The sequence below is a fragment of the Streptomyces sp. NPDC001204 genome, from assembly GCF_053598035.1.
This window is the reverse complement of sequence record NZ_JBSFJL010000035.1, coordinates 1-25,916: the sequence shown is the minus strand read 5'-3', so window position 1 is coordinate 25,916 and position 25,916 is coordinate 1. Positions and strand designations below refer to the sequence as shown.

Annotated in this window: 24 protein-coding genes and 1 rRNA gene; 8 read left to right on the top strand and 17 right to left on the bottom strand. The window is 71.7% G+C overall.

Annotated features, from left to right (window positions below; translation table 11 throughout):
* The first annotated feature begins 178 nt into the window (after positions 1-178).
* Entirely contained in the window at positions 179-580 is a 402-nt protein-coding gene (locus tag ACWC91_RS34170) for a hypothetical protein (RefSeq protein WP_141359533.1), read from the top strand.
* An 88-nt stretch (positions 581-668) separates the two neighbouring features.
* Here ACWC91_RS34170 and hemB read toward each other — a convergent pair whose 3' ends face one another.
* Positions 669-1,661, bottom strand: coding sequence for a porphobilinogen synthase (gene hemB, locus ACWC91_RS34165; RefSeq protein WP_281155508.1), 993 nt, complete (start codon positions 1,659-1,661; stop codon positions 669-671).
* Positions 1,662-1,808: 147 nt separating this feature from the next.
* Entirely contained in the window at positions 1,809-2,471 is a 663-nt protein-coding gene (locus tag ACWC91_RS34160; protein WP_450644262.1) for a TetR/AcrR family transcriptional regulator, read from the bottom strand.
* A 167-nt stretch (positions 2,472-2,638) separates the two neighbouring features.
* On the opposite strand from ACWC91_RS34160, the gene ACWC91_RS34155 reads away from it, so the two are divergent.
* The 4 genes from ACWC91_RS34155 (at position 2,639) to ACWC91_RS34140 (ending at position 8,117) form a co-directional block, all read left to right on the top strand.
* Positions 2,639-4,120 carry an APC family permease gene (locus ACWC91_RS34155; protein ID WP_450644260.1) on the top strand — a complete coding sequence of 494 codons (1,482 nt, stop codon included), beginning with the start codon at positions 2,639-2,641 and terminating at the stop codon, positions 4,118-4,120.
* Positions 4,120-5,220, top strand: a complete 1,101-nt coding sequence (locus ACWC91_RS34150) for an alcohol dehydrogenase catalytic domain-containing protein (protein WP_225078146.1) — start codon at positions 4,120-4,122, stop codon at positions 5,218-5,220. Before ACWC91_RS34155 ends, ACWC91_RS34150 begins: the two co-directional genes overlap by 1 nt.
* A gap of 52 nt (positions 5,221-5,272) precedes the next feature.
* Positions 5,273-6,607, top strand: coding sequence for an NAD-dependent succinate-semialdehyde dehydrogenase (locus tag ACWC91_RS34145; RefSeq protein ID WP_225078147.1), 1,335 nt, complete (start codon positions 5,273-5,275; stop codon positions 6,605-6,607).
* A 94-nt stretch (positions 6,608-6,701) separates the two neighbouring features.
* Positions 6,702-8,117: a PH domain-containing protein gene (locus tag ACWC91_RS34140; RefSeq protein ID WP_450644257.1), complete on the top strand. Its 1,416-nt coding sequence runs from the start codon at positions 6,702-6,704 to the stop codon at positions 8,115-8,117.
* Between the two features lie 84 nt (positions 8,118-8,201).
* Here ACWC91_RS34140 and ACWC91_RS34135 read toward each other — a convergent pair whose 3' ends face one another.
* The 5 genes from ACWC91_RS34135 to ACWC91_RS34115 form a co-directional block, all read right to left on the bottom strand.
* Positions 8,202-9,908: a bifunctional uroporphyrinogen-III C-methyltransferase/uroporphyrinogen-III synthase gene (locus ACWC91_RS34135; RefSeq protein WP_141359538.1), complete on the bottom strand. Its 1,707-nt coding sequence runs from the start codon at positions 9,906-9,908 to the stop codon at positions 8,202-8,204.
* The gene (gene hemC / locus ACWC91_RS34130; RefSeq protein ID WP_450726171.1) at positions 9,905-10,876 is read right to left on the bottom strand and encodes a hydroxymethylbilane synthase; all 972 of its coding nucleotides are present in this window, start codon (positions 10,874-10,876) and stop codon (positions 9,905-9,907) included. Before hemC ends, ACWC91_RS34135 begins: the two co-directional genes overlap by 4 nt.
* On the bottom strand, positions 10,873-12,684 hold the full coding sequence (locus tag ACWC91_RS34125; RefSeq protein WP_225078150.1) for a glutamyl-tRNA reductase: 1,812 nt from the start codon (positions 12,682-12,684) through the stop codon (positions 10,873-10,875). Before ACWC91_RS34125 ends, hemC begins: the two co-directional genes overlap by 4 nt.
* Positions 12,681-13,445 (bottom strand): redox-sensing transcriptional repressor Rex, encoded by a 765-nt coding sequence (locus tag ACWC91_RS34120; RefSeq protein WP_141359541.1) that lies wholly within the window; start codon positions 13,443-13,445, stop codon positions 12,681-12,683. The genes ACWC91_RS34125 and ACWC91_RS34120 overlap by 4 nt, the downstream gene beginning before the upstream one ends.
* 298 nt (positions 13,446-13,743) lie before the next feature.
* On the bottom strand, positions 13,744-14,028 hold the full coding sequence (locus tag ACWC91_RS34115) for a glutaredoxin family protein (protein ID WP_376504704.1): 285 nt from the start codon (positions 14,026-14,028) through the stop codon (positions 13,744-13,746).
* A 129-nt stretch (positions 14,029-14,157) separates the two neighbouring features.
* Between ACWC91_RS34115 and ACWC91_RS34110 the strand changes: the two genes are divergently transcribed.
* From ACWC91_RS34110 to ACWC91_RS34100, 3 genes are all read left to right on the top strand, one after another.
* Complete coding sequence (locus tag ACWC91_RS34110; RefSeq protein WP_225078152.1) at positions 14,158-15,084, top strand: HAD family hydrolase; 927 nt, start codon at positions 14,158-14,160, stop codon at positions 15,082-15,084.
* 459 nt (positions 15,085-15,543) lie between these two features.
* Positions 15,544-16,368, top strand: a complete 825-nt coding sequence (locus tag ACWC91_RS34105; protein WP_225078153.1) for an ECF subfamily RNA polymerase sigma factor, BldN family — start codon at positions 15,544-15,546, stop codon at positions 16,366-16,368.
* A gap of 234 nt (positions 16,369-16,602) precedes the next feature.
* Positions 16,603-17,838, top strand: coding sequence for a DUF5667 domain-containing protein (locus ACWC91_RS34100; RefSeq protein ID WP_450644421.1), 1,236 nt, complete (start codon positions 16,603-16,605; stop codon positions 17,836-17,838).
* A gap of 71 nt (positions 17,839-17,909) precedes the next feature.
* On the opposite strand, the gene ACWC91_RS34095 is transcribed toward ACWC91_RS34100, so the two are convergent.
* From ACWC91_RS34095 to rrf, 10 genes are all read right to left on the bottom strand, one after another.
* Positions 17,910-18,971 (bottom strand): lysophospholipid acyltransferase family protein, encoded by a 1,062-nt coding sequence (locus ACWC91_RS34095; protein WP_450644423.1) that lies wholly within the window; start codon positions 18,969-18,971, stop codon positions 17,910-17,912.
* A gap of 13 nt (positions 18,972-18,984) precedes the next feature.
* Positions 18,985-20,043 carry an NAD-dependent epimerase/dehydratase family protein gene (locus ACWC91_RS34090; protein ID WP_376504697.1) on the bottom strand — a complete coding sequence of 353 codons (1,059 nt, stop codon included), beginning with the start codon at positions 20,041-20,043 and terminating at the stop codon, positions 18,985-18,987.
* Between the two features lie 241 nt (positions 20,044-20,284).
* Positions 20,285-20,383 (bottom strand): 30S ribosomal protein bS22, encoded by a 99-nt coding sequence (locus ACWC91_RS34085; protein ID WP_003948845.1) that lies wholly within the window; start codon positions 20,381-20,383, stop codon positions 20,285-20,287.
* 164 nt (positions 20,384-20,547) lie between these two features.
* The gene (locus ACWC91_RS34080; RefSeq protein WP_004984898.1) at positions 20,548-20,760 is read right to left on the bottom strand and encodes a helix-turn-helix domain-containing protein; all 213 of its coding nucleotides are present in this window, start codon (positions 20,758-20,760) and stop codon (positions 20,548-20,550) included.
* A gap of 128 nt (positions 20,761-20,888) precedes the next feature.
* Positions 20,889-21,704 (bottom strand): phosphatase, encoded by an 816-nt coding sequence (locus ACWC91_RS34075; RefSeq protein WP_225078157.1) that lies wholly within the window; start codon positions 21,702-21,704, stop codon positions 20,889-20,891.
* Positions 21,705-21,802: 98 nt separating this feature from the next.
* Positions 21,803-22,975 (bottom strand): acetoin utilization protein AcuC, encoded by a 1,173-nt coding sequence (locus ACWC91_RS34070; RefSeq protein ID WP_450644425.1) that lies wholly within the window; start codon positions 22,973-22,975, stop codon positions 21,803-21,805.
* Positions 22,926-24,167 (bottom strand): MFS transporter, encoded by a 1,242-nt coding sequence (locus ACWC91_RS34065; protein ID WP_450644427.1) that lies wholly within the window; start codon positions 24,165-24,167, stop codon positions 22,926-22,928. The genes ACWC91_RS34070 and ACWC91_RS34065 overlap by 50 nt, the downstream gene beginning before the upstream one ends.
* Positions 24,168-24,227: 60 nt before the next feature.
* Positions 24,228-25,004 (bottom strand): VC0807 family protein, encoded by a 777-nt coding sequence (locus tag ACWC91_RS34060; RefSeq protein ID WP_450644429.1) that lies wholly within the window; start codon positions 25,002-25,004, stop codon positions 24,228-24,230.
* Between the two features lie 93 nt (positions 25,005-25,097).
* Entirely contained in the window at positions 25,098-25,742 is a 645-nt protein-coding gene (locus ACWC91_RS34055; protein ID WP_225078161.1) for an HAD family hydrolase, read from the bottom strand.
* A gap of 87 nt (positions 25,743-25,829) precedes the next feature.
* Positions 25,830-25,916, bottom strand: a 5S ribosomal RNA gene (rrf, locus tag ACWC91_RS34050); the annotation flags it as partial.

Here is a 25,916-nt window from a genome sequence, read left to right as displayed (position 1 = left end):
TCCTCGCCATGCTCATGCGCCGCCGCGAGGAACGCGGGGGCTCGATGATCCAGAATCCCCTGCTGCTCGCCGCGCTGGCCCGGCGCTAGGCACGGGGCGACACCCCGCCCCCCGACGGCCGCGCCCACCGGCATCGGGGGGCGGGTCCCGTACGGCAATCGAACTTGAGGAACCACAAATGGCAGCTGAGTCCGGCGGAGAGACGGAACGGGATCCCCTGGAGACCTTCATCGACGAGGTCTTCGAGGAAATGGTGCGCGAGTCCGGGATTCCGCACACCGGTACCGGTATCAGGCATGGGAAGGACCCGCTGACGGCGGCTCTGCTGGAAGCGGCCGCGACGTCTCTTTCCCGGCCGGCGCACTCCCGGTCCTCGGAACTGGAGAAGGCCCTGTTCGCGCAGGTCCTGGCGACCGCGTTGGCGGAATCCCTCGCGCCTGCCCTGGCGGAGGCCCTGGCCATGGAGATCATGAAGGTGCTGAACCAGCACGCCGCCTCGCACGGCGGCTCCGCCCGGGCGTCGGCGGGCGGAGGCTCCCGCGGCCGACGCGGCGAAGGCGAACGGGGCACGGGCTCCTGACCCCTCCGCGCACCGCTCACGGCGCGGCGGGGCCGCCCGTGCGGAGACGGGCGGCCCGGCGGGGTGGCGCGGTGGCGCGGTGGCGGGGTCAGCGCAGCTTCTGCGCGACCTCGGTGGCCCAGTAGGTGAGGATGTTGCGCGCCCCGGCCCGCTTGATGCCGGTCAGGGTCTCCAGGATGGCCCGGTCCCGGTCGACCAAGCCCTTCTCGGCGGCGGCCTCGATCATCGAGTACTCGCCGGAGATCTGGTAGGCGGCGACCGGCACGTCCACGGCGTCGGCGACCCGGGCGAGGATGTCGAGGTAGGGACCGGCCGGCTTGACCATCACCATGTCGGCGCCCTCCTCCAGGTCGAGGGCCAGCTCCCGCAGCGACTCCCTCAGGTTCGCCGGATCCTGCTGGTAGGTCTTGCGATCCCCCTTCAGCGAGGAGCCGACCGCCTCCCGGAAGGGCCCGTAGAACGCGGACGAGTACTTGACGGTGTAGGCGAGGACGGCCACGTCCTCCCGGCCGATCTGGTCCAGCGCGTCCCGGACGACGCCGATCTGCCCGTCCATCATCCCGCTGGGGCCCACGACATGGGCGCCGGCGTCGGCCTGGACCTGGGCCATCTCGGCGTACCGCTCGAGCGTGGCGTCGTTGTCGACCCGGCCCTCGGCGTCGAGGACGCCGCAGTGGCCGTGGTCGGTGAACTCGTCGAGGCACAGGTCGGACATGACGAGCAGCTCGTCCCCGACCTCGGCGCGCACATCGCGCAGCGCGACCTGGAGGATCCCGTCCGGGTCCGTCCCCGCCGTCCCGAGGCCGTCCTTCTTGCCCTCCTCCGGCACCCCGAACAGCATGATCCCGGAGATCCCGGCCTCCACCGCCTCGGCGGCCGCCTTCTTCAGGCTCTCCCGCGTGTGCTGCACCACCCCGGGCATCGTCGAGATCGGCACGGGCTCGCTCACGCCCTCGCGGACGAACGCGGGGAGGATGAAGTCCGCCGGGTGCAGCCGGGTCTCGGCGACCATGCGCCGCATGGCGGGGGTGGTGCGCAGCCGGCGAGGACGCGTACCGGGAAAGGATCCGTACTTCGTCATGCCCTCTACGCTACGCCCGCCGCCCCGATGCCTTTGCCGACGGGGAGTCGGCCGGGGCGGGCGCCGCGGAATGGGTGTGCGCGGGCCCCACGGGGTCGGCCGGGGCGGGCGCCGTGGTGCCGCGGCACCGCCGTTCCCCGCCGTGCGTCAGGACGTTTTCAGGGCGCCGGCCGCCAGTCCGAGTTCGGCCTCGGCGAAGGTGCGGACCATGTCGGCGATCGGCGCAGCGCGGAGGTCTGCGCTGGTGTTGATGTAGGCGCTGGTTCCGTCGATCACGACGAGAATGCGCACGGCCGCCGCCCAGGGGTCGTCGCAGCGGAGGTCCCGGGCCTCCACTCCGGCGGTGATGAGCCGCTCTATGCGCCGGCACCAGAGCAGTTCCTGGTCCACGACGTGCTCGTGGAGTACGGGGCGGTAGCGCGACAGGTGCCGCGCGTTGAGCCAGAGCCTGCTGACGTTGTCGAAGTCGGCGCTGGAGATCAGGGTGAAGAAGCGCCGGAGTGTGCGCAGCGGGGTGCCGTCGCCGGTGCCGGCGGGCCCATCCGGTGATCCCTCCGGAGGCCCCTCAGGGAGCAGGCTGTCGAGTTCGGCCATCGTGGCGCCGGTGAAGGCCTCGGCCACGAGTTTGTCGGCCGCCGGGAAGTAGTGGCCGACCAGTCCGGACTGGACGCCGAGCTCGTCGGCGACCCGCCGCAGGGTGACGCACTCCAGCCCTTCGGTGAGTCCGATGCGCGCGGCGCTGGTGACGATCTCGTTGCGGCGCTCGGCCGGCGCCTTGCGGACTCGCTTGCCCGGACCCCTTGACGTCATGCCCGGAATGTTATTGAGTATGCGACCAATTAGGAAATTGGCCACGCGGCCAATAACTGTGGACGTCAGGAAGCCGCTGATCAAGGGGATCTCACCCCGGCGACAGGCCCCGGCCCCGTCCCGGCCGAGCCGGCACCTCCGGCACGCACCACCGTCAGGAGACGCATGTGAACGACACTCACACCGACGCCGGTGACCTCGCCGAGTACGGCTATCGGCAGGAGCTGAAACGCACCCTGTCCCCGTGGGCCGTGTTCGCGATCGGGTTCGCGACCATCTCCCCCGTGGTCGGCATCTACGCCGTCGTCCAGCTGGGGTTCGTCTTCGCGGGCCCCGCGTGGATCTGGGCGGTCGTCGCGGCCTTCCTCGGACAGCTGCTGACCGCCGTCGTCTACGCCGAGCTGTCCTCCCAGTTCCCCATGACGGGCGGGGTCTACCAGTGGGTGCGCCGGCTCGGCGGGCCCCGGCTGGGCTGGCTGGTGGGCTGGATCTATCTCGCCTCGGCCGTCGCGTCACTGGCCACGGTGGCCTACCTGGGGGCGAGCTGGCTGCACATGCTCTTCGGCGACGGGACACCGTCGGCGACGACCCACGTGCTCCTCGGCGTGGTCTTCATCGCCGTGGCGCTCGCGATCAACCTGCTCGGCGTCAACCCGGTGAAGCACTTCCTCAACGCGGGCATCCTCGCCGAAGGCGTCGCCTCCATCGCCATCAGCGTGGTCCTGCTGCTCTTCGTGCGCCACAACGGCTTCGGGATCCTGTTCGAGACGCTGGGGGCCGAGGCCGCCTCCAAGGGGTCGGTCCTGGCCGGTTTCCTGACCTGTCTCGCGGTGGCCGGCTGGGCGTTCCTCGGCTTCGACGCGACCACGCAGGTCGCCGAGGAGACCGAGCAGCCGCGGCGCAGCGTGCCGCGGGCGCTGCTGCGCGCCTACGTGTTCGTCGCCTTCACGGTCCTGCTGACCGGGCTCGCGGTGACGCTCTCGCTGCGCCGGCCCGAGGACGCCGTGTCCGGCAGGACGGCGGATCCGGTCCTCGCCGCCGTGACGGACGGGCTGGGCGGATGGAGCGAGAAGCCGTTCGTCGTCGTCGTTCTGATCGCGTTCTTCGCGTGCGCCATCTCGATCCAGACGTACATCGGGCGAGCCGTCTTCTCGTTCGCCCGCGACCGGCAGCTGCCCTTCTCCTCGACGCTCGCCACCGTCGGCCCGCGGCAGATCCCGTACGTCTCGCTCATCGCGACGGCCGTGCTGGCCGGTCTCGGGCTGCTGCTCGGGCTGAACGGCGATGCCGCGGCGACCCTGATCGCGTTCGGCTCCGGCGGCTTCTACTTCATCTTCCTGACCGTCGCGGTCGTGGCGCTCGCCGCCCGGTTGAGCGGCCGGTGGAACCCCGCCGCCGGGGAGCTGCGGCTGGGACGGACCGGCCTGGTGGTCAACGCGCTCGCCGTGGTGTGGCTGCTCTTCGAGGCGGTCAACATCGCCTGGCCCCGTGCCGAACTCGCCCCGGCCGGCGGCAGCTGGATCCAGGTCTGGGCCGTGGTCCTGGTCTTCTCCGTGCTCTTCGCCATCGGTCTCGTCTACGTCGCCGTCGCCAAGCCCCACACCCAGCTCCCCCGGAACCCGGCCCCCGAAAAGGTGAAGGTGTCCTGATGTCCTCGAAATTCTCCCCGGCCATCGTCTTCGACCCGGTCTCCGGACTGCGGTCGCAGGACGTCGCCCTCAGATCCGCCGGGCCGGGCGAGGTCGAGATCGACGTGCGCGCGGCCGGCGTGTGCCACTCGGACCTGCACATCGTGACCGGTGACTGGCCGACCGACCGACCGCTCGTGCTCGGACACGAGGCGGCCGGAGTGGTCACCGCGGTCGGGGCCGGCGTCACCTCCGTGCGGCCCGGCGACCACGTCGTGCTGTCCTGGTTCGCGCCGTGCCGGCGCTGCCGCAAGTGCGTGGCCGGAATGGCGTGGCTGTGCACCGGCACCAAGGCCGTCGCCAACACGCTGCCCGACGGGACCACCCCGTTCACGGACGCCGAGGGCGCCCCGGTGTGGCCCTACCTGGGCCTGGGGGCGTTCACGGACCGGCTGGTCGTACCCGAGTCGGCGGCGGTGAAGGTCCCCGAGGAACTGCCGTTCGACATCGGCGCCCTCCTCGGCTGCTCCATCACGACGGGCATCGGCGCGGTCATGAACACCGCCCGGGTCCGTCCCGGCGAGTCCGCGGTCGTCGTCGGTACGGGCGGCGTGGGACTCAGCGTGGTGATGGGTCTTCGCCTGGTGGGTGCCGACCCCGTCGTCGCCGTCGATCTCTCCCCCGAACGGCTCGCCGTGGCCGAGCGGTTCGGCGCCACCCACACACTCGACGGCGCCCGGACCGACGTCGCGGCCTGGTGCCAGGAGGAACTCGGCGGGGTGGACTACGCCTTCGAGGCGATCGGGAGCCCCAAGGTCGTCGAGACCCTCCCGGCCATGCTCACCTCGGGCGGCGCGGCCGTCCTGGTCGGGATGGCACCGACCGGCGCGACCGGTTCGTTCGACCTGTTCGACCTGGCCGACCAGGGGAAACGTATCCTCGGCTGCAACTACGGCTCCAGCGTCGGGGAGATCGACATCCCCAGACTGGCCCGCCTCTACCTGGCGGGCCGGCTGCCGCTGGACGACCTGATCGGCAGGACCCGGCCGCTGCGGGAGACGGCGGAGGCGTTCGACGATCTCAGGTCGAACACCGGGGTCAGGACGATCCTGACCCCGTGAGCCGTCCCGTGACCGACAGCCGCCCCGCACCCGACCACTTTCCGGAGACCTGATGTACGCCGTCACCGACCCCACCACCGGCGAAGTCGCCGAGACCTACCCGACCGCCACCGACGCCGAGATCGCGGACGCCGTCGCCGCCGCCCACGCGGCCACCTCCTGGGGCCGTACCAGCTCCGTGGCCGAGCGCTCCGCGCTGCTGCGCCGGCTCGGCGACCTGCACACGGAGCACCAGGCCGAACTGGCCGCGAGCATCGTGCGCGAGATGGGCAAGCCGCTCGCCGAAGCCGAGGGCGAGGTCGGCTTCTGCGCCGACATCTACCACTACTACGCCGACCACGCCGAGGCGTTCCTCGCCGACGAGCCGCTCGACGTCACCTCCGGCCCCGGCAGCGCCGTCGTCCGGCGCAGCCCGGTGGGCGTCCTGCTCGGCATCATGCCGTGGAACTTCCCGGCCTACCAGGTGGCCCGGTTCGCCGCCCCGAACCTCGCGCTCGGCAACACCATCGTCCTCAAGCACGCCCCCCAGTGCCCGGCCACCGCCGCCCTGCTGGAGAAGCTGTTCGCCGAGGCCGGCTTCCCGGCCGGCGCGTACGTCAACGTGTACGCCACCAACGAGCAGATCGCCGAGGTGATCGCCGACCCGCGGGTCCAGGGCGTCTCGCTCACCGGCTCGGAGCGCGCCGGCGCCGCCGTCGCCGAGATCGCCGGGCGGAACCTGAAGCGCGTGGTCCTCGAACTCGGCGGCTCCGACCCGTTCATCGTGCTGTCCACCGACGACCTCGACGCGGTCGTCGAGGCCGCCGTCGCCGCCCGGCTCGACAACACCGGCCAGGCCTGCAACGCCGCCAAGCGGTTCGTCGTCGTCGAGGACCTCTACGACGCGTTCGTCGAGAAGTTCACCGCCCGGCTGCTCGACGGCGAGACCGGTGCCCCGCTGTCGTCGGTCGCCGCCGCCGAGAACCTCGCCCGGCAGGTCGACGAGGCGGTCGCCCAGGGCGCCACGCTCCACAGCGAGGGCGAACGGCGCGGAGCCTACTTCCCGGCCGGAGTCCTCACGGGGCTCACCACCGAACACACCGCCGCCCGCCAGGAACTCTTCGGACCGGTGGCGATGGTCTTCCCGGCGGCCGACGAGGACGACGCCCTGCGCATCGCCAACGACACCCCCTACGGCCTCGGGTCCTACGTCTTCACCACCGACCCCGCGCAGGCCGAGCGCGTCGCCGACCGCATCGAGGCCGGCATGGTCTTCGTCAACGGCGTCGGCGCCGAGGGCGCGGAACTGCCCTTCGGCGGCATCAAGCGCTCCGGCTTCGGCCGCGAACTCGGCCGCCCCGGAATCGAGGAGTTCGTCAACAAGAAGCTCATCCGAACCGTGGCATGACAACTCAGGTCAGGTGAAAGGGTCCGGGCCTCCGCGAGGGGGCCCGGACCACCGCACCAGCGCGTGCGGCTCGGCCGATGACAGGATGCCGTGCATGGCCGATGTGTGGAACGCAACCTGCCGCCCCCGCTGGAGACGCGTCCTGTGGTTCTTCGTCCGGGTGAGCGCCGACGCCCGCGGTCTGCGCTTCCGGACGCTGCTGCGCAGCCGGACCGTGCCGTGGGGCGACATCGCCGAACTGCGCGTGCACCGGAAGTCCGCGCGAACTCCCTGGGCCCACGAGCCCCGTCGCGTCAGCCTGATCCCGCACTACGGACGTGAGCGACTCCTGCCCCTGCCGCGGAGCCGGTCGTCCGACGACCCGGACTTCGACACCGAGGTGGAGGCGCTCCGCGCGCTGCACCGCCGCTACGAGGCCACGGACCCGGGCAAGGCCCCCGTCGTGTCGTACCGGACCCCCCGGCGCGGCTGGGTGGGGTTGCTGGTCGTGTGCCCTGTGCTGCTCGCGTTCGCGGCCATGGCCGCGGGGTCCGTGTCCGGGACCGCGTCGTACGAACAGGCGTGGAAGTCGGCCACCGCGTGCACCGCCGGGACACCCGCCGCGGAGCGCGACGAATGCCTGACCACGATCCCGGCCGTGATCTCGCGGACCGAGGACAACCAGAGCAGGCGGCGGCCCAGCTGGCTGTACTTCACCGCCGGTCGGCCGCTGGAGCGCGTCGATGTCTCACGCGATGCCGCCCTGGAGTTCCAGGCCGGCGACCACGTCGAACTGACCTTCTGGCGCGGCCAGGTGATGAAGGTCGTCGGAAAGCGCTACGGGTGGCACGCCAACGTCCCCACCGCCGGAGGCACGGCCGTCTTCGCGGCCGCGTTCCTCCTCGCCGCGGGCTACCCCGCGGCCCACTCACTGCTGAGCCTGCTCGGGCGCCGACTGCGCGACGACGGGGAGCTCCCGCCGGCCCTGCCGTTCGGGGGCGCGCTCGTCGCCACCGCCCTGTGGCTCCTGCCGCTCTGCTACCTCCACCCCACGACCCTGTTCTCCTCGCCCGTGGCGATCACCTGGATGGCCGTGGGCTCGCTGGTCACGCTGGGGCTGTTCGCCGGGGCCTGGCACGCCACCTGTGCGCCGGGAGCAGCGGCCGGAACGACCGGGAAGTCCGCCGCCAGAAAGGACGAGGAGGAGTTCCTGGCCGCCCGCTTCCTGGAGGACACCGACTACAACCCGCGCGGCTTCGGCACCCACATCGTCCTGGGCGGCGGCCCCCTCGCGGTGGCGCCCGGCCCGGGCCGGTTCGCGGCGAAGCCGATACCGGTGCAGCGGCTCACCCTCAAGAACGTACGACGCGCCCGGGGCTCCGACCCCGTGGACAGACACTGGGACGTCGCCGAACTCGACGACGCCGGCACCCCGGTCCGCCTCGCGGCCGAACCCGCCGACCTGGCCCGCATACTCCGCGAACTGGCCCGCGCGAAAACCTCGGTGAACACCGTGAATCCCGGGCCGTGAAGGCGGCCCGGCCGCCCACCGCGGGCAGAAACGCGCGATGGCGGAACGCGCCCGCACGGCACGCTCCGCCACCTGCTCACACACTCACGTCGACGTACGACGCCTGCGCGACCCCGGCCGCCGTTCGCTCGGGCGGGTCACCGGGTCGCCCGCGTCCAGGGCCGCGAGGCGGCGCCGTGCGCCGAAGTCGGCCAGGGCCTCGGCCAGCTTGTGGACGGACGGCTCGGGGGCCATCACGTCCACCCGCAGGCCGTGCTCCTCGGCGGTCTTCGCCGTGGCCGGGCCGATGCAGGCGATCACCGTCACGTTGTGCGGCTTGCCCGCGATGCCGACCAGGTTCCGCACCGTCGACGACGACGTGAACATCACCGCGTCGAAGCCGCCGCCCTTGATGGCCTCGCGGGTCTCCGCCGGGGGCGGAGAGGCGCGGACCGTGCGGTAGGCCGTGACGTCGTCGACCTCCCAGCCCAGTTCGATCAGACCCGCCACGAGGGTCTCCGTGGCGATGTCCGCGCGGGGCAGGAAGACACGGTCGATCGGGTCGAAGACCGGGTCGTACGGCGGCCAGTCCTCCAGCAGGCCCGCGGCCGACTGCTCGCCGCTCGGCACCAGGTCCGGCTTCACGCCGAAGGCGATCAGCGCCTTCGCGGTCTGGTCGCCGACGGCCGCCACCTTTATGCCGGCGAAGGCCCGGGCGTCCAGCCCGTACTCCTCGAACTTCTCCCGCACCGCCTTCACCGCGTTGACCGAGGTGAACGCGATCCACTCGTAGCGGCCGGTCACCAGGCCCTTCACCGCGCGCTCCATCTGCTGGGGCGTGCGCGGCGGCTCGACGGCGATCGTCGGGACCTCGTGCGGCACGGCCCCGTAGGACCGCAGCTGGTCGGAGAGCGAGGCCGCCTGCTCCTTGGTGCGCGGCACGAGGACCTTCCACCCGAACAGCGGCTTGGACTCGAACCACGACAGCTGGTCGCGCTGGGCGGTCGCGCTGCGCTCGCCGACCACGGCTATCACCGGGCGCCCGCCGTCCGGGGACGGCAGGACCTTGGCCTGCTTCAGGGTCTGCGCGATCGTGCCGAGCGTCGCCGTCCACGTGCGCTGGCGGGTGGTCGTGCCGGCGACCGTCACCGTCAACGGGGTGTCGGGCTTGCGGCCCGCCGAGACCAGTTCACCGGCCGCCGCGGCGACCGAGTCGAGCGTGGTCGACACGACGACCGTGCCGTCCGAGGCGCCGACCTCGGTCCAGCAGCGGTCGGAGGCCGTACGCGCGTCGACGAACCGTACGTCGGTGCCCTGGGCGTCGCGCAGCGGCACCCCGGCGTACGCGGGCACGCCGACGGCGGCCGCGATGCCGGGGACGACCTCGAAGGGAACGCCCGCGGCGGCGCAGGCGAGCATCTCCTCCGCGGCGTACGTGTCGAGTCCCGGGTCCCCGGACACCGCACGGACGACCCGCCTGCCGCCCCGCGCGGCCTCCATGACAAGATGTGCGGCATCCCGCACCGCGGGGATCCCAGCGGTTGTTGACGTGCCGTCAACCACCGTGAGCTGGGGCGTGCCCGTGCCCGGATGCGAGTCCGCCGAAGGACCCGGGTCCGTGTGCACGACGGCGACGCCCTGCCTGGCGTGCGTGCGCACGACGTCGAGCACCTCGTGCTCGGCGACGAGGACGTCCGCGTTGGCCAGCGCCTCCACGGCGCGCAGTGTGAGCAGTCCCGGATCTCCGGGTCCGGCACCGAGGAAGGTGACGTGCCCGTGTTCGGGACAGGCGGGAAGGGTGGTGGGGCTCACTGTGCTCGCTCCCCCATCAGACCGGCCGCGCCCTGGGCGAGCATCTCGGTGGCGAGTCCGCGACCGAATGCCATCGCCTGGTCGTGCGTCTGGGGCACGGGACCGGTGGTGGACAGCTGCACCAGTGCGGAGCCGTCGGGCCTGCCGACGACGCCCCGCAGGCGCATTTCCTTGACAATCCGCCCGTCGCCCAGCAGGTCGGCCAGCGCGCCCACCGGGGCGCTGCAACCGGCCTCCAGGGCGGCGAGCAGTGACCGCTCGGCGGTCACGGCGGCCCGCGTGTGCGGGTCGTCGAGCTCGGCGAGCTCGGCGGCGAGGGCAGCGTCTTGGGCGGTGTGCCCCGCCCTGCACTCGACCGCCAGGGCCCCCTGGCCGGGGGCGGGCAGAATCGTGTCGACCGACAGGAAGTCGGTCACCTCGTCACTCCGGCCGACCCGGTTCAGCCCGGCGGCGGCGAGCACCACCGCGTCGAGTTCGCCGTTCTTGACGAAGCCGATGCGGGTGTCGACGTTGCCCCGGATCGGGACCGTCTCGATGTCCAGGCCGTGGGCGCGGGCGTACGCGTTCAGCTGGGCCATGCGGCGCGGCGAGCCCGTACCGATGCGCGCCCCGCGGGGCAGGTCGGTGAACTTCAGCGCGTCCCGGGCGACGAGCACGTCGCGCGGGTCCTCGCGCTCGGGTACGGCGGCCAGGACCAGGTCCTCGGGCTGCGTGGTGGGCAGGTCCTTGAGCGAATGAACCGCGAAGTCCACCTCGCCCCGCTGCAACGCCTCGCGCAGCGCGGCCACGAACACACCCGTGCCGCCGATCTGTGCGAGGTGTTCACGGGAGATGTCGCCGTAGGTGGTGACCGGGACGAGCTCGACAGGCCGTCCGGTCACCTGGCTCACGGCGTCCGCCACCAACCCGGACTGGGCCATGGCGAGCTTGCTGCGCCTGGTCCCGAGCCTCAGTGCCTTCTCAGTCATGCTGGCCCTCGGTTCTTGCTGTGCTTCTCGGAGTCGTCGTGCTTCTCGGAGTCGTCGGAATCGCTGTCGGCCCGGGAGACGGAGGCGACCGTCTCGGGGTCCAGGTCGAACAGGGTGCGCAGCGCGTCCGCGTATCCGGCGCCGCCGGGCTCGGCCGCGAGCTGCTTGACCCTGACCGTCGGCGCGTGCAGCAGCTTGTCCACGACACGCCGGACGGTCTGGGTGATCTCCGCCCGGTGCTTGTCGTCGAGGCTGGGCAGCCGCCCCTCCAGGCGGGCGATCTCGCTGCTCACGACGTCGGCGGCCATGGTGCGCAGCGCGACGACGGTGGGTGTGATGTGCGCCGCCCGCAGGGCCGCCCCGAAGGCCGCGACCTCGTCGGAGACGATACGGCGGACCTGGTCGACGTCGGCGGCCATCGGAGCGTCGGCGGAGGCCTCGGCGAGCGACTCGATGTCCACCAGGCGCACCCCGGCGAGCCGGTGCACGGCCGCGTCGACGTCGCGCGGCATGGCGAGGTCCAGCACGAAGAGGGCCGGTTCGGGGCGCGGAGCGACGGCGACCGGCTCGGGCCTGCGGTGCTCGGGGATCCGGCCGGCGGTGGCCACCGTCGCGGCGAGCGCGGTGATCAGCTCGGCGTCGGTCTCCGGGTCGGCCTCGGCACGGGCGGACTCGCGGCGGTCGGCGGTTCCTCCGCCAATCTCCCGGCTCCGCTCGAGCAGGGCCGTACCACCGTCGACCCAGGTGCCGTGCTGCTCCAGGGTGGCCGCGTCCAGTCCGGCCACGGCGGACTCGCCCATCAGGGAGAAGCCGGGCTCGGCGGCGGCGAGGTCCAGCGGGCAGTTCTCGTCGGCGCCTGCGGCGCCCACGGGCGGCAGGGGGGTCTCGCGGACGTCCGTCCGCACCGCCGTACGGCCACTGCCGTGCTCTTCCGCGACGGCCCGCGACACGGCGGCGGGCGCCCCGGTACGGCCCTCGACGGCGGAGGTGACCGTCTCGGCGGTCAGGACGAGTCCGGTCGCGCCGGTGCAGGAGACGGCGACATCTGCACGTGTCAGCTCGAGCGGCACCGCGTTCATCGGTACCGCGCGGGCCAGCACGTCCGTGTCGTCGCCCTCGGTGAGGATCTGGACGAGGCGCTCGGCCCGGTCCTGCGTACGGTTGGCGATCACTATCTCGCGGACGCCGACCCGCGCGAGCGTGGCGGCGGCCAGCGACGACATCGAACCGGCGCCGATGACCAGGGCCTTCTTGCCGCGCGCCCAGTCCTGCACGTCCGCGCCCGCGGACAGCTGCTCCAGGCCGAAGGTGACCAGGGACTGCCCGGCGCGGTCGATGCCGGTCTCGGAGTGGGCGCGCTTGCCGACCCGCAGGGCCTGCTGGAACAGGTCGTTCAGCAGACGCCCGGCGGTGTGCAGGTCCTGGGCGCGGGCCAGCGAGTTCTTGATCTGGCCGAGGATCTGGCCCTCGCCGACGACCATCGAGTCCAGGCCGCAGGCCACCGAGAACAGGTGGTGGACGGCCCGGTCCTCGTAGTGCACGTAGAGGTACGGGGTGAGCTCCTCGAGACCGACCCCGCTGTGCTGGGCGAGCAGTGTGGACAGCTCGGCGACACCGGCGTGGAACTTGTCCACGTCGGCGTACAGCTCGATGCGGTTGCAGGTGGCGAGCACGGCGGCCTCGGTGGCCGGCTCGGCGGCGACCGTGTCCTGGAGCAGCTTGTCCTGGCCGTCCGCGCTCAGCGAGGCGCGCTCCAGCAGGCTGACCGGGGCGCTGCGGTGGCTCAGTCCGACGACGAGGAGACTCATGCCGGCATCACGGCGGGGACATCCCCGTCCGGGCCCTGGTCGGTGGACTCGTCGCGGACCGCGGCGGCGGGCGGGAGGGTGCGGTCGGCGACGGCCTCCTCACCGGCCTTGCGCTGCTCGTGGAAGGCGAGGATCTGAAGCTCGATGGAGAGGTCGACCTTGCGTACGTCGACGCCGTCCGGGACGGACAGCACGGTCGGCGCGAAGTTCAGGATGGAGGTGACACCGGCGGCCACCAGCCGGTCGCAGACCTGCTGGGCGGCGCCCGCGGGGGTCGAGATCACGCCGATCGAGACGCCGTTGTCCCGGATGATCTTCTCCAGCTCGTCGGCGTGCTGGACCGGGATGCCGGCGACGGGCCGGCCGGCCATCGCGGGGTCGGCGTCGATGAGCGCGGCGACGCGGAAGCCGCGGGAGGCGAAGCCGCCGTAGTTGGCGAGGGCGGCGCCGAGGTTTCCGATACCGACGATCACAACCGGCCAGTCCTGGGTGAGCCCCAGTTCGCGGGAGATCTGGTACACGAGATACTCGACGTCGTAGCCGACCCCGCGGGTCCCGTAGGAGCCGAGGTAGGAGAAGTCCTTGCGCAGCTTGGCGGAATTGACCCCCGCCGCGGCCGCGAGCTCCTCGGAGGAGACCGTGGGCACCGAGCGCTCCGACAGTGCGGTCAGGGCTCGGAGGTACAGCGGAAGCCTGGCGACGGTGGCCTCGGGAATCCCTCGGCTACGGGTCGCCGGTCGGTGAGTTCGGCCAGTTGCCACGGTGCTCCTGCGGGTAGAGCGGGGCTGCGGGCGGTCATATGTCCCCAGACCGCCCCGTCGACAGCAGGCTATGTCTTTGTGAACGTGTGCACAAAGATGGTGTCCGATTTGCCCGGCCAACGTGACCGGGGTCACGCACCCCCGACGCGGATGTTTGGAACCGGCACATCCGCACCTCTGTGCCTTTCTTGTTGGGGGCAAAACCGCACACTCTCCTCTACGATCCCCACCCCCGAGACCAAGACGCCATCGATCCTAGGCGACTTCCGGCCAGTTTGGACTCCTCGGTCAGTCCCGATCAGCCCGCGAGCTCCTTGCGCAGCCGCCCCTCGTTCACCCGCCAGAAGGTGTGCTGTTCACCGTCGACGAGTACAACCGGAATCTGCTCCCAGTACTGGTCGTACAACTCCGGATCCTGGGTGATGTCCTTCTGTTCCCAGGCGACGCCCAGGTCGGCGCAGACCTTCTCCACGACGGCCTGCGCGTCGTCGCACAGGTGGCAGCCCGGCTTGCGGACGAGGGTGACGAGCCGCCCCTGGGGCCCGGGGGACTTGCGGCGGAAGATGGGACTCATGCTGGCCATTGTCGCTCCGGCACGGGGCCGCGGAACCCCGTCGGCGCGGACCGCCGCAACGCCGCCGTCGCGAAGAGTTCACGGGCCGCGAAACCTCTCGACTCCGGAACCACCCGGCCAACTGGCTATGCTCACGCCATGGCCGCTCTCGGATGGCTCACTTCCCGTAGGCGCTCCGCCACGGCGCGAAGCGTGTTGGCAGGCGAGGCCTCTGCGGAGGCAGCGCGCAAATCCTCGCAGGAAGCGGGCGTCCCGCCGGCCCCGCGGGAGGCGTCGGAGTTCCCGGTGCACGGGGACGAAAGGGCCGCCGCCTTCTTCGACCTGGACAACACCGTCATGCAGGGCGCCGCGCTGTTCCACTTCGGCCGGGGCCTGTACAAGCGGAAGTTCTTCGACACGCGCGACCTCGCAAAGTTCGCCTGGCAGCAGGCGTGGTTCCGGCTGGCCGGGGTGGAGGACCCCGAGCACATGCAGGACGCCCGCGACTCGGCGCTGTCGATCGTGAAGGGCCACCGGGTCGCCGAGCTGAAGTCGATCGGCGAGGAGATCTACGACGAGTACATGGCCGAGCGGATCTGGCCGGGCACGCGCGCGCTCGCCGAGGCCCACCTGGACGCCGGTCAGAAGGTGTGGCTGGTCACAGCCGCGCCGGTGGAGATCGCCCAGGTCATCGCCCGCCGCCTGGGCCTGACCGGCGCGCTGGGCACGGTGGCGGAGTCGGTCGACGGCGTCTACACCGGCCGGCTGGTCGGCGAACCGCTGCACGGCCCGGCGAAGGCCGAGGCGGTACGCGCCCTGGCCGCGGCGGAGGCCCTGGACCTGACCCGCTGCGCCGCCTACAGCGACTCCCACAACGACATCCCCATGCTGTCCCTGGTCGGCCACCCCTACGCCATCAACCCCGACTCCAAGCTCCGCCGCCACGCCCGGGAGATGGACTGGCGCCTGCGCGACTACCGCACCGGCCGCAAGGCGGCCAAGGTCGGCATCCCCGCGGCGGCCGGCGTCGGCGCCGTCGCCGGCGGCACCGCCGCGGCCATCGCCCTGCACCGCCGCCGCCGCTGACGCCGTAGTACCGCACCGCCGCCCCCCCCACTCATCACCGGCCGCTCACGCCCCGCGCTCGCGGCCGGCCAGCGTCCGTACCTCCCGCGGCCCGTACCGCCCAGTGGCGGTACGGGCCTTCGCCGATCGCGTTCGTGCGGCGCACCCGGAACCGCGGGCAATTGACCGAACGTACGCCCATGCCGTTCTGGCCATTCGACTTGGCGGTGCATCGCCAGGATGCGCCCCAGACACACACCGAAGACGGAACAGATCGGTCAGCAAACGCTCACTCTCCGACGTCCGAACGCACGCCAATCGGTTACGGAAGCGACGGAATCGATGATTTGAGCAACTCGGTGTAGCAGTGCCTGTACGAAGCGTTATTCTCCTCAGACGCAAACCAGTTACCCCATCGTCGCTACGACGGGTGAACGGTTCCGCACTGCACGTGATGGAAGCTCTGCCTCTGGGAGTCCCGTGTACCCACACGTCGGGGTTGACGCCTCGGGCCTGGCTACGCTCCGCGCAACGGTCCTGGACCTGCTGCGCGGTCTCGTCCCCACCGCGTACGCCGGCCCCGTATTCGCCACCGCCGCGCCGGTAGGTCCGGCCTACGCGCTGGCCGACGGCATGGAGCAGGTGCCGACTCGCAGCGCCGTGGTCGAGGGGCGACGAACCGGCGACGGACGGGCGGCCGGCCGCCGAGGACGCCCGTCCTCGGCGGCCACCGTCCGGCGTCCCGCCGCGGACAGCGACAGCGCCCGGATGATGGAGCTCGTCGAACGCGCCCAGGCCGGCGAGGCCGACGCCTTCGGACGGCTCTACGACCAGTACAGCGACACCGTGTACCGGTACATCTACTACCGCGTCGGCGGCAAGGCGACGGCCGAGGACCTCACCAGCGAGACCTTTCTGCGCGCCCTGCGCCGCATCGGCACCTTCACCTGGCAGGGCCGCGACTTCGGCGCCTGGCTGGTCACCATCGCCCGCAACCTCGTCGCCGACCACTTCAAGTCCAGCCGGTTCCGGCTCGAGGTCACCACCGGCGAGATGCTCGACGCCAACGAGGTCGAGCGCTCCCCCGAGGACTCCGTCCTCGAGTCCCTGTCCAACGCCGCCCTCCTGGACGCCGTACGCCGGCTCAACCCGCAGCAGCAGGAGTGCGTCACGCTCCGCTTCCTCCAGGGCCTGTCCGTCGCGGAGACCGCCCGGGTGATGGGCAAGAACGAGGGTGCCATCAAGACGCTTCAGTACCGGGCCGTGCGCACCCTGGCCCGGCTTCTCCCCGACGACGCACGCTGAGCCTCGCACACGCTCCGCGACCTTCAACTCACGCTCCGTCGAAGCGCGTTGACTTCTCGATCCGATCCGCCCGGGTCCGTAACCCAAGTGCCGCGCCGCTCGTTGTGCGGGATAGCGGCTCCCTGTGGTCACGCCCTGGCCAATCCTGGTCGACCGACCGGAAGAAGCGGTTGTGGACGTGCACCCTCAGGACCCCCGGGGAGTCGACCGTGATGACGAGAGGAGGTGCCGCCAGTGATCGCGAATGTATCGGCGCACCGGCGGGCGAACGCCTTCGCCCAGGCCCTGGAAGAACTGTCCGACCGGGGCACGGCGGCCGAACAGGCCGAAGGACCGGCACGGGCCCCGGCTGCCGCGGAACAGACCGAGCAGGGCCGCATGCTGGCCCTCGCCACCGGTCTGGACGCGCTGCCGCGGCCGGAGCTGGACCCCGAGGTCAAGGTCGTCCAGCGGGCCCGCCTGGTGGCCGCGATGGAGGCCATGCTCCAGGAGAGCACCGCGTCGGGCGAGGCGAGTGACCCACCGGTGCCCAGGCAACGGGCGCGCGGCGCACACCGGGCGAGCGGCCTGGGGAAACTGCGGCCGCGCACGCGGCTGAGCAAGTCGCTGGCCGCCGGCGGACTCAGCGTGGGTGTGGCCGCGGGAGCCTTCGGCGGTGTGGCCGCCGCCAGCTCCAGCGCCCTCCCCGGTGACTCGCTGTACGGCCTCAAGCGCGGCATCGAGGACTTCAAGCTCACCTACCTGACCGACGGCGCCGACGAGCAGGGCCAGGCCTACCTCGACCTCGCCTCGACCCGGTTGAGCGAGGCCCGCAGGCTGATGGAGCGCGGCCGCGGCGGCGGGCTCGACCACGAGTCGCTCGGCGAGATCCGGCGCACCCTGTCCGGGATGCAGCACGACGCGACCGAGGGCCACCGCCTGCTCCACGAGGCGTACGAGCGCGACCCCGACTCCCTGCGCCCCATCCAGGCCCTCTCCACCTTCTCGCGGTCCCACCGCGAGGCCTGGGGCGCGCTCCGCGACCGCCTCCCCGTGCAGCTCGGCGACGTCAGTCAGCAGGTGTCGTCGGTGTTCGACGCCATAGACGACGAGGTCGCCCCGCTCCAGTCGATGCTCCCCCAGCACCCCGCCCCGGGCGGCGACGGCGAGCAGCACGGCCCCCGGCCGACGCCGACCGCCGGTTCGCCCGGCGCCGCGCACTCGGCCCAGCCCAGCACCGGCGGCGACACCTCCTCCGGCAGCCCCCACACCGGCAGCGACAGCCCCAGCGCGTCGACCGGCTCGGGCAGCGAGGACGAGGGGCTGTTCGGCGGCTCCTCCGGCGGTCTGCTGGACCCGGCGAAGCCCAGCAGCGGCAGTGCCTCGCCGTCCGCGCCCAAGTCGCCCTCCAGCGGCCCCGACGTGACGATTCCGCCGCTCCTCCCGGGCCTGCTGCCCGGCCTCGGGATCAACGCGGAGGACGCGAAGTAGGCGGTGCCGAGCACAGCCCCACGAAGGCGGGGGCACCCCTCACCAGGGGTGCCCCCGCCTTCGTGGCACGGTCAGAAGAACACCGACCTGCGCTGCACCAGCAACTTGTAGAGGGTGTGCTGGATCTGTTCGCGGACCTGGTCGGTCAGGTTGAACATCAGCATCGGGTCCTCGGCCGCCTCCGGCGGATACCCGTCCGTCGGAATGGGCTCGCCGAACTGGATCGTCCACTTCGTCGGCAGCGGGATCGCGCCCAGCGGCCCCAGCCACGGGAAGGTGGGCGTCAGCGGGAAGTACGGGATGCCCAGCAGCCGCGCGAGGGTCTTGGCGTTGCCGATCATCGGGTAGATCTCCTCGGCCCCGACGATGGAGCACGGGATGATCGGCACGCCCTGGCGCAGCGCGGTCGACACGAAGCCGCCGCGCCCGAACCGCTGCAGCTTGTAGCGCTCGCTGAACGGCTTGCCGATGCCCTTGAAGCCCTCCGGCATCACCCCGACCAGCTGGCCCTGCCCGAGCAGCCGCTCGGCGTCCTCGGTGCAGGCGAGGGTGTGGCCGAGCTTGCGGGCGAGTTCGTTGACCACCGGCAGCACGAACACCAGGTCGGCCGCGAGCAGCCGCAGATGCCGGTCCGCGGGATGCCGGTCGTGCACGGCGACCTGCATCATCAGCCCGTCCAGCGGCAGCGTGCCGGAATGGTTGGCGACGATCAGGGCGCCGCCCTCGGCGGGGATGTTCTCGATGCCCTTCACATCGACCCGGAAGTACTTCTCGTACAGCGGCCGCAACAGGGACATCAGAAGCTGGTCGGTGAGTTCGGCGTCGTAGCCGAAGTCGTCGACGTCGTAGTCCCCGGTGAGGCGGCGGCGCAGGAACGCCAGACCGCTCGCGATGCGCCGCTCCAGACCGCCGTCCTGCGGCGGCCGGCTCGGCGGCTCCGGCGGCTGTCCCTCACTGGTCACAGGGACATCGTCCTGCGCGGCCCCCCTGCCGGGCAGGGGCTGCACCTCGCCGACCGCCGCCGGCTCGGCGCCGGTGCGGCGGCTCCCCGTGCTCCGGCGCCGCGACGGCCGCTGTCCGGCGCTTCCGCGGGACCGGTCGTCGTCGAACGGAATGACCTTGGCGTCCGCCATGGTGCTGCGCTCCTCAGTAGGCGCTCTGCGTCGGGTGGCCACTGCCCGGGTGGGACAGGGCGGCGATCCGGTCGACGGCCCCCGCGAGGACCTCCGGCGGCAGCAGCCCGGGGCCGCGGCTGCGGGCGAATTCGGCGAAGGTCTCCGCGGTCGTGTACTTGGGTGCGAAGCCGAGTGTTTCGCGCATCTGGTCCGTCGCCACGACCCGGCCGTGGGTCAGCAGGCGGATCTGCTCGGGTGAGAAGTCCGTCATTCCCAGCGTACGCACCAGCGAGCCCGCCCACGTCACCGCGGGAAGCAGCAGCGGCACCGTGGGGCGTCCCAGCCGCCGGGAGCACTGCGAGAGCAGCAGCACGCCGTCGCCGGCGATGTTGAACGTGCCGCTGTTGAGGGTGGCGCGACGCGGCTCGTGCGAGGCGATCCGCAGCACCTCGATCACGTCGTCCTCGTGGACGAACTGCAACCGCGGGTCGTAGCCGAACACCGTCGGCAGCACCGGCAGCGAGAAGTACGAGGCGAGCGGGGTGTCCGCCGTCGGGCCGAGGATGTTGGCGAACCTGAGCACGCACACGGCGACGTCCGGCCGCCGCCTGGCGAAGCCCCGCACATACCCCTCGACCTCGACCGTGTCCTTCGCGAAACCGCCGCTGGGCAGGGACTTGGGCGGGGTGGTCTCGGTGAACACCGCCGGGTCCCGGGGCGCGGAACCGTAGACGTTGGTGCTGGACTTGACCACCAGCCGCTTGACGGACGGGGACTTCTGGCAGGCGCCCAGCAGCTGCATGGTGCCGATGACGTTGGTCTCCTTGACCAGGGCCCGGCTGCCGCTGCCCAGCGCGGTGCCGGTCACGTCCATGTGCACCACCGTGTCGGCGGACGTCTCGGCGAGCACCCGCGCGATGGTGGGCTGCCGGATGTCCGCCTGGACGAAGTCGGCGCCGCCCAGATGGTGCTCGGGCGGGACCGCGTCCACGGCGACCACCCGGTCGACCTCCGGGTCACGCTGGATGCGCCGTACGAACCGGCCCGCCAGCTGACGGGCCACTCCGGTCACGAGCACGACCTGTCCCAAGATCAGCGCCTTCCTTCCCGCCCGGATCACCGCCGGGTTCCCCGTGTGCGGCCAACCTATCGGGTCGGGGTAGCGCTGCGGTGGCCTCTCGATGCGCGACGTGACGGCAGGTACGTGCGTGCGAACGGGACAGCGCCACCCCCGCGGTCGGCCGGCCCGAAACGCACGCGACCCCCCACCGGATGCGGTGGGGGGCCACGGACACGCTTTCGCGTTGGCGCGTACCTCGCGCGACCGGCGTCTACTTCTTGTTGCGACGCTGGACGCGGGTGCGCTTGAGCAGCTTGCGGTGCTTCTTCTTGGCCATCCGCTTGCGCCGCTTCTTGATAACAGAGCCCACGACTACCCTCGCTCACTTCTCATCACTCGGTGTTTGGGCGCCATGGGCCCACACGACCTACGAGGGGCTAGCCTACCCGCCCGAGCGCTGAGGTCGTAATCGAGGTTTCCGGAGGGATCCGGAAGTGTTCCGCAGTGTCCTTCACGGACCCCTCCTGATCGTCGTCAGGCGGTTTCCACCCCCACGTAGCTCTCGCGGAGGTACTCGTGAACCGCTTGCTCCGGGACGCGGAAAGACCGCCCCACGCGGATCGCGGGCAGATGACCGCTGTGCACCAGGCGGTACACGGTCATCTTCGACACTCGCATGACCGAGGCGACTTCCGCCACGGTAAGGAACTGAACCTCGTTCAGAGGCCTTTCGCCAGCTGCAGCCATGACACACCTGAACCTTCCGCACTCGACGGCCACCGGCTTCCCCTTCCGGTGACTCTTCGTCGCTGCGTGCTCACTCCCCAGACTAGGGGCGGGTGATGCGAGTGGGGAAGAGGTGGACCATCGGCGGCCTACTGTGACAGACAGGCGCGATTGAGTACGTAGCGGGCCAGCGGGCGGTACCAGGCGGGCCGTACGCCGTCATCAAGTGGAACGACGACGGACACGCGCCCCTCCGCCTGCCCGACGAAGAGCGCGGGGTCGTTCGTGTCGGCCGGCCCCATGGCCTCGAACCCCAGCTGACCTGCACCGCAGACCCAGCCGTGATCCCCGATCACCAGTTCCGGCAGCGGGCCGCCGACGTCGGCCGCCGCCGCGAGCGCCAGCCGAACCGGGAGCGGTGAATGCGTGTGCGCGCCGGGCTCACAACCGGAGCGTTCGGTGCCGGGAGGCCGGACCAGGGCGACTCCCCGAACGTATTCGAGGCGGCACGTGCGTAGACCGAACCGGGTCGTTATGTCGACACAGCGACCCTGCGCGGGGGTGAGGACGGTACATCCCGCCGCCGACAGGGCGTCCGCCAGCGCGGCGTAGAAACCGAGCAGCCGGTGCGGGTGCCCGGTGCCGATGAGCACGGGGGCGCCGCGCCGCGCCGCCGCACCGAGCCGGTCCGCGAAGGCGTCCAGCGCGGCCAGCGTCAGATCCGGGTCGATGACATCGGGGCCGAAGGTGTGCCGCGGATCGGCCGAAACGCCACACCTGCGCGCCATCAGCTCGATCAAGTCCCCTTGTTGCCAAGGCCCTTCGGGGTCGATCCCGATCAGCACCCGGGGGTCCCGGGCCGCGAACAGCCGATAGCTGCGCAGACCGGCCTCCCGCGTCGTGGTCACCATCCCGGCGAGACGGGCCCTCACCAGATGGGCGCGCAGCGCCGCGATGCTCAACACCCGAGCGATGCTGACGCACGCCCTGCGCGATCGTCCCGAGAACCCGGGAACACCGCACGGTCGGCCTAATCGCAGGGCCCGTCCACCGGCGACCGGCGCTACGGCAGCAGGCCCCGCAGCGGGAACACCGCCCGCCGGGTCGCCAGGATCGCCTGGTCCAGCCGGTCCGCCGGGTCGTACCCCGCCTCCCAGTCCGTCCAGGACACCGGCCACCGCCCGTCGGTCATCCGCATCGGGCCCAACTGCCGTGTCCGCGCGTACACCGTCTGCCGCCAGCTCTCGGGAATCACCGTCTCCGGCTCCACCGGCCGCCCCGCCGCGATCCCCACCAGATGCGTCCACGACCGGGGTACGACGTCCACCACCGCGTACCCGCCCCCGCCCAGCGCGACCCACCGCCCCTCGGCGTGCTCGTGGGCCAGCTCGTGGCACGCCATCTGCACCGCCCGCTGCGCGTCGAGCGACACCGCCAGATGCGCCAGCGGATCCTCGAAGTGCGTGTCGGCGCCGTGCTGGGTGACCAGCACCTGCGGCCGGAAGTCGGCGACCAGTTCCGGCACCACCGCGTGGAACGCCCGCAGCCACCCGGCGTCCCCGGTCCCCGCCGGCAGCGCCACGTTCACGGCCGAGCCCTCGGCGGACGGGGCCCCGGTCTCCTGCGGCCATCCCGTCTGCGGGAACAGCGTCCGGGGATGCTCGTGCACCGAGATCGTCAGCACCCGCGGGTCCTCCCAGAACGCGGTCTGCACCCCGTCCCCGTGGTGCACGTCGGTGTCGACGTACACGACCCGCTCGGCACCCAGCTCCAGCAGCCGCGCGATCGCCAGCGCGGCGTCGTTGTAGACGCAGAAGCCCGACGCGGCGCCCGGCATCGCGTGGTGCAGCCCGCCCGCGAAGTTCACCGCGTGCAACGCGTCCCCGCCCCACACGGCCTCCGCCGCCGCCACCGACTGCCCCGCGATCAGCGCGGACACCTCGTGCATCCCGGCGAACGCCGGATCGTCCAACGTCCCCAGTCCGTACGTCCCGTCGGCCGATCCCGGGTCCGCCGACGCGGCCTTCACCGCGGCGATGTAGTCCTCCCGGTGGACCAGCCGCAGCGTCGACTCGCCGGCCGGCCTGGCCGCCACCAGCCGCACCTCCCGGTCGAGTCCGAGCGCGCCGACCAGTTTCCGGGTCAGGAAGAGACGGACCGGATCCATGGGGTGGTCCCGACCGAAGTCATAGCCCGTTACTGCCTCGTCCCACATCAGCTGTGCGCGGCCGCTCATGACCGCCACCGTATCGGTCCGGTCGCGGCGCGAACGACCCGGCGCACACCCACGTCACCAGCACCAACGCCATGGGCACCAGCATCGCCCCGCGGTAGCTCCACGCGTCGCCCAGCGCGCCCACCAGCGGCGAGCCGACCAGGAAACCCACGTAGTTGAAGATGTTGAGCCGTGCGACGGCCTTGTCCGAGGCGCCCGGGCCGTAGTTGTCAAAAGCGTGGCGCCCGGCCGCGGCGAAGGTCTGCGGCACCAGCACGCACAGGCCCAGCCCCAGCAGCGTGAACCCGAGCATGCCCACCCAGGGACCGGGCGCCCCGGCGACCACCGCGAACCCCAGCGCCGCGACCAGCGCACCCACCCGTACGACGGCCACGGCACCGAACCGCCGCACCCCGGTGTCCCCGATGGCCCGCCCCAGCAGCGTGGTCACCATGTAGACGTTGTACGGCACCGTCGCCAGCTGCTCGGAGCTGCCCAGCGTGTCCTGGAGGTACTTCGCGCTCCAGTTGGAGACGGTCGAGTCCCCGATGTACGCGAAGGTCATCACCAGACACAGCGGCAGCAGCAGCCGGAACGCGACGCTCCCGCCGCCTTCGCCGGCCTTCCCGCCGGCCTCGTCCGGTGCGGCGGCGGAGTCGGCGTCGACGTACCACCGGCTGCCCACGAGGACCGCCGGCAGCAGCACCGCCACCACCGGCAGGTACGACACCCACAGCGCCAGGTGCCAGTGCGCCCCGGCCCAGGCCAGCGAGGCACCCACGATCCCGCCGAGGCTGTAGACGGCGTGGAAGCCGAGCATGATGCTGCGGCCGTACGCCCGTTGCAGGCTCACCCCGAGCATGTTCATCGAGGCGTCCAGCATTCCCACGGCCAGCCCGAACGCGGCCAGGGCGAGCCCCAGTTCGGCGACCCGGCCGCCCGCCCCGACACCGAGCAGGGACAGGAGGACGACGGGCTGGGACCAGCGCAGCAGCCGGCTGGGTCGGACGCGTTTCACCAGGTGCTCGGCGGTCGTGCTGCCGACGCCGGCGAGGATCGGCACGGCGGCAAGGAAAACCGGCAGCAGTGCGTCGGAGACCCCGTACCGGCTCTGGATGGCCGGGATGCGCGTCACGAGAAGAGCGAAGGCGACGCCCTGCGCGAAGAAGCTGAACGCCAGCGAGGCCCTACCGCGCCGCAGCACATCTGTCATGGCGGCGAGCGTAGGGCCCTGGGCTACCTGTGGGTAGGTCCGGAGAAAGATGAATTCTGCTCAGCTTCGGGCGAGGGCGAGCCCGTTCGGGGACTTCTGGGCCACGGCGGGCTCCTGGCCGTTGGCGGACTCCCGGCCGTTCGCGGGCTCCTGGGCCATGACGGGCTCCTGTGCCTGCGTGGCTTCGGCGTTCGTTCCGGCTTTCGTCTCGGCCATCAGCATGTGCGCCATCGGCCCGGCGGCGAGAGCACCGCTCAGGAGGAACCCGAGCACCATCGCGACCACCATGATCACGGTGCCGAGCCACACCATGGTGTCCACCGGCAGCGTGTAGGCGCCCACGACCCGCACCACGCACTCCGCGAGCAGCACCGCGCCCCACACCAGCGAGAACACCTTCTCCGCCCGCTGGAAGTCCGCGGATTCGGCCGCCAGCCGCGCCCAGACGGCCTCCCGCCTCGCGTCGCCCTTCACCAGCCAGGGCTTCATCGCGGCGGTCATCATCGGCCTGCCCATCGCCACGGACACCAGGATGCCGATGCCGATCGCGCTGCTGACACCGCTGTCCTTGGCGAGCATCAGCCGCGGGTCACCGGCGACGAAACTCAGCAGCAGCCCGACCACGTTGACGAACAGGATGAGAGCGGCGAACCCGTTGACCCGGCGTTCCCTGGCCGCGGCCCAACCGGTCCGCAGGGCCGGGGCCACGCTGCTCCACCCCAGGGCGGCCAGCGTGCTCATCCCGAATCCGTACTTGAGCAGGTAGTACCCGCCGACCGGCACCGCCACATCCACGAGCAGAGGGGTGAGGCTCGCGCGCTTCAGGTTCGTCGTCATGCTCAAATCCTCGCGGGCGAGGGGGGTCCGCCAGTAGAAACGATCGTCCGGAGCTCCGCATGACAATTGTCAGTGCCGCGGCGGTGGTCGGCGTCATGTCAGCAGGTCGGCCAACTCCTCGATGTGAAAGAAGAGTTGGGTGGCATCCGCGAGCTTCGCGGCCGGGGTCATCGCCGTGAACCCGTAGACGTCCATCCCGGCCGCCACGGCGGCCCGCACACCCAGCGGGGAGTCCTCGACGACGACGCACCGCTCGGGGGCCACTCCCATCCGGCCGGCGGCGTGGAGGAACAGGTCCGGCGCCGGCTTGCCCCGGCCCACGTCCTGCGAGCTGAAGATCCGCTCCTCGTCGAACCACCGGTCAAGGCCGGTCGTCCGGTGCCCGATCCTGATCCGCTCATGACTCCCCGAGGACGCGACACAGTACGGCGTCCCCTCCACCGTCAGCTTCTCCAGTACGTCGGCGGCACCGGCCACCGGCTTCAGCTCCCGCCGGAACGCGGCGAAGACACGGGCGTGGAAGACGTCGTCGAAGTCGTCCGGCAGCCGCTTCCCCGTCCGCTCCAGGACGAGGTCGTGGATCCGGTGCATCGCCGACCCCATGTAGTCACGGATGGAGTCCTCGTACGAGGTGGGGTGCCCCAACTCGGTGAGGTAGGCGGCGAGGAGCCGGTTGGAGATGGGCTCACTGTCGACGAGGACGCCGTCGTTGTCGAAGATGACGAGGTCATAGCGCATGAGTACGAGCCTAGGCGAGTGCCGGCCGACCGAGCGTAAACGCAGAAAACCCCCGTGCCGAATGACACGGGGGTTTTCCTAAAATTTGTTCGGCGGCGTCCTACTCTCCCACAGGGTCCCCCCTGCAGTACCATCGGCGCTGTGAGGCTTAGCTTCCGGGTTCGGAATGTAACC